General features: G+C 52.6%; 2 protein-coding genes and 1 pseudogene. 2 read left to right on the top strand and 1 reads right to left on the bottom strand.

Annotated elements, in window-relative coordinates; genetic code table 11:
- Positions 1-107: 107 nt before the first annotated feature.
- Positions 108-1,013: pseudogene (locus ACJHYW_RS25070) on the bottom strand (IS4-like element ISVsa5 family transposase); the annotation flags it as partial.
- A gap of 142 nt (positions 1,014-1,155) precedes the next feature.
- Here ACJHYW_RS25070 and aac(3)-IId point away from each other — a divergent pair.
- Positions 1,156-2,016, top strand: a complete 861-nt coding sequence (gene aac(3)-IId, locus ACJHYW_RS25065) for an aminoglycoside N-acetyltransferase AAC(3)-IId (RefSeq protein WP_000557454.1) — start codon at positions 1,156-1,158, stop codon at positions 2,014-2,016.
- 12 nt (positions 2,017-2,028) lie between these two features.
- Positions 2,029-2,571 (top strand): AAA family ATPase, encoded by a 543-nt coding sequence (locus ACJHYW_RS25060; RefSeq protein WP_000587837.1) that lies wholly within the window; start codon positions 2,029-2,031, stop codon positions 2,569-2,571.
- Positions 2,572-3,155 lie beyond the last annotated feature (584 nt).

Here is a 3,155-nt window from a genome sequence, read left to right as displayed (position 1 = left end):
TTTATTATGGTGATCCCCTGGGCGAAATGCGCCTGGTAAGCAGAGTTTTTGAAATGTAAGGCCTTTGAATAAGACAAAAGGCTGCCTCATCGCTAACTTTGCAACAGTGCCGGACTTTTCAAGTCTCGGAAGGTTTCTTCAATCTGCATTCGCTTCGAATAGATATTAACAAGTTGTTTGGGTGTTCGAATTTCAACAGGTAAGTTAGTTGCTAGAACCCATGGCTCCTTTGCCGACGCTGAGTAGATTTTAGGTGACGGGTGGTGACAATGAGTCCGTGTCGAGCGCTGATTTTTTCGGCCTTTAGAGCGAGATTTATACAATAGAATTTGGCATGAGATTGGATTGCTTTTAGTCAGCCTCTTATAGCCTAAAGTCTTTGAGTGACTAGATGACATATCATGTAAGTTGCTGATAGGTTTCCAGTTTTCCGCTCCTAGGTCTGCATATTGTACTTTTCCTCTTACTCGACTTAACCAGTACCAACCCAGCTTCTCAACGGATTTATACCATGGCACTTTAAAGCCAGCATCACTGACAATGAGCGGTGTGGTGTTACTCGGTAGAATGCTCGCAAGGTCGGCTAGAAATTGGTCATGAGCTTTCTTTGAACATTGCTCTGAAAGCGGGAACGCTTTCTCATAAAGAGTAACAGAACGACCGTGTAGTGCGACTGAAGCTCGCAATACCATAAGTCGTTTTTGCTCACGAATATCAGACCAGTCAACAAGTACAATGGGCATCGTATTGCCCGAACAGATAAAGCTAGCATGCCAACGGTATACAGCGAGTCGCTCTTTGTGGAGGTGACGATTACCTAACAATCGGTCGATTCGTTTGATGTTATGTTTTGTTCTCGCTTTGGTTGGCAGGTTACGGCCAAGTTCGGTAAGAGTGAGAGTTTTACAGTCAAGTAATGCGTGGCAAGCCAACGTTAAGCTGTTGAGTCGTTTTAAGTGTAATTCGGGGCAGAATTGGTAAAGAGAGTCGTGTAAAATATCGAGTTCGCACATCTTGTTGTCTGATTATTGATTTTTCGCGAAACCATTTGATCATATGACAAGATGTGTATCCACCTTAACTTAATGATTTTTACCAAAATCATTAGGGGATTCATCAGCGTATAGTGTTTTGCAGTTTAGAGGAGATATCGCGATGCATACGCGGAAGGCAATAACGGAGGCGCTTCAAAAACTCGGAGTCCAAACCGGTGACCTCTTGATGGTGCATGCCTCACTTAAAGCGATTGGTCCGGTCGAAGGAGGAGCGGAGACGGTCGTTGCCGCGTTACGCTCCGCGGTTGGGCCGACTGGCACTGTGATGGGATACGCGTCGTGGGACCGATCACCCTACGAGGAGACTCTGAATGGCGCTCGGCTGGATGACGAAGCCCGCCGTACCTGGCTGCCGTTCGATCCCGCAACAGCCGGGACTTACCGTGGGTTCGGCCTGCTGAATCAATTTCTGGTTCAAGCCCCCGGCGCGCGGCGCAGCGCGCACCCCGATGCATCGATGGTCGCGGTTGGTCCGCTGGCTGAAACGCTGACGGAGCCTCACGAACTCGGTCACGCCTTGGGGGAAGGATCGCCCGTCGAGCGGTTCGTTCGCCTTGGCGGGAAGGCCCTGCTGTTGGGTGCGCCGCTAAACTCCGTTACCGCATTGCACTACGCCGAGGCGGTTGCCGATATCCCCAACAAACGGTGGGTGACGTATGAGATGCCGATGCTTGGAAGAGACGGTGAAGTCGCCTGGAAAACGGCATCGGATTACGATTCAAACGGCATTCTCGATTGCTTTGCTATCGAAGGAAAGCCGGATGCGGTTGAAACTATAGCAAATGCTTACGTGAAGCTCGGTCGCCATCGAGAAGGTGTCGTGGGCTTTGCTCAGTGCTACCTGTTCGACGCGCAGGACATCGTGACGTTCGGCGTCACCTATCTTGAGAAGCATTTCGGAACCACTCCGATCGTGCCTCCGCACGAGGCCGTCGAGCGCTCTTGCGAGCCTTCAGGTTAGAGGCCGTCGACAATGATAATCTGGATCAACGGACCTTTCGGCGCCGGAAAGACGACGCTCGCTAAGCGGCTGCGCGATCGGCGTTCCAAATCGCTGATCTTTGACCCCGAGGAAATCGGGTTCGTGGTGAAAGAAACGGTCCCCATGCCAGCGAGCGGAGACTATCAGGATCTCCCCTTGTGGAGGGGACTTACGATCGCGGCGGTCAGGGAGATTCGAAGGAATTACTCGCAGGACATCATCATCCCAATGACGCTCGTGCACCCGGACTATCTGACTGAGATACTCGACGGGGTAAGGCGGATCGACGATCAGCTGCTGCACATCTTTCTGACGCTCAACGAGGACCTATTGCGTCACCGGATCGCGAACCAGACCATGCATCCTGACCCGAATCGAAATGCGGAGATTCGAGAGTGGCGATTAGCGAATGTCGCCCGATGCTTGGCCGCAAGGGAACGGCTTCCATGCACAACCCGTGTTCTCGATAGTGGTGCACACACCAGCGATGAACTCGCAGCGATGGTGCTCGACGGAATCGATGGGCGCACCTGATCGCCTTCGACGCCTGCGCAAAGCGTAGCGCGAGGGTGGCGGGCTCACGACCAAACGCCCAGAGGTCGATCATCGCAGGGATGTTTGGCTTTGTGGTGCGGACGACGGGACTCGAACCCGTACTCTCACAGAGAAGCAGATTTTCGTACCACCTCGACTTTCGCCGCCGTCTGATGACGTTCGTGGTCTGGACTGTCCCTTCGCCATTGCCCGAAGGCTTTAGGCGCCGCCCGTCCAGTCTCTACACCTTCCCCCGAAGGGGCTTGGCTCGGGATTGGCTTAGGGTATTGCCCGTTAGCGTTCCCCGACTTTGAGCGGTTCTACTCCGCGGATTTCCCCGCGGGCACTCCAATTTTAAAGTCTGCTGCGTCTACCGATTTCGCCACGTCCGCCTTTTTTCGCCGTTCCTAGCGCTCGTGCGATGCACCTATGTTGCACCTAGCGCCGAATCGTTCTTCGTCATCCTGAAAAACGGCACTGTTGCAAATAGTCGGTGGTGATAAACTTATCATCCCCTTTTGCTGATGGAGCTGCACATGAACCCATTCAAAGGCCGGCATTTTCAGCGTGACATCATTCTGTGG

This window comes from Escherichia sp. WS3063, assembly GCF_046486595.1.
Classification (GTDB): Bacteria; Pseudomonadota; Gammaproteobacteria; order Enterobacterales; family Enterobacteriaceae; genus Escherichia; species Escherichia coli.
The sequence above is the reverse complement of the archived record's forward strand: the minus strand, read 5'-3'. Positions and strand labels throughout refer to the sequence as shown.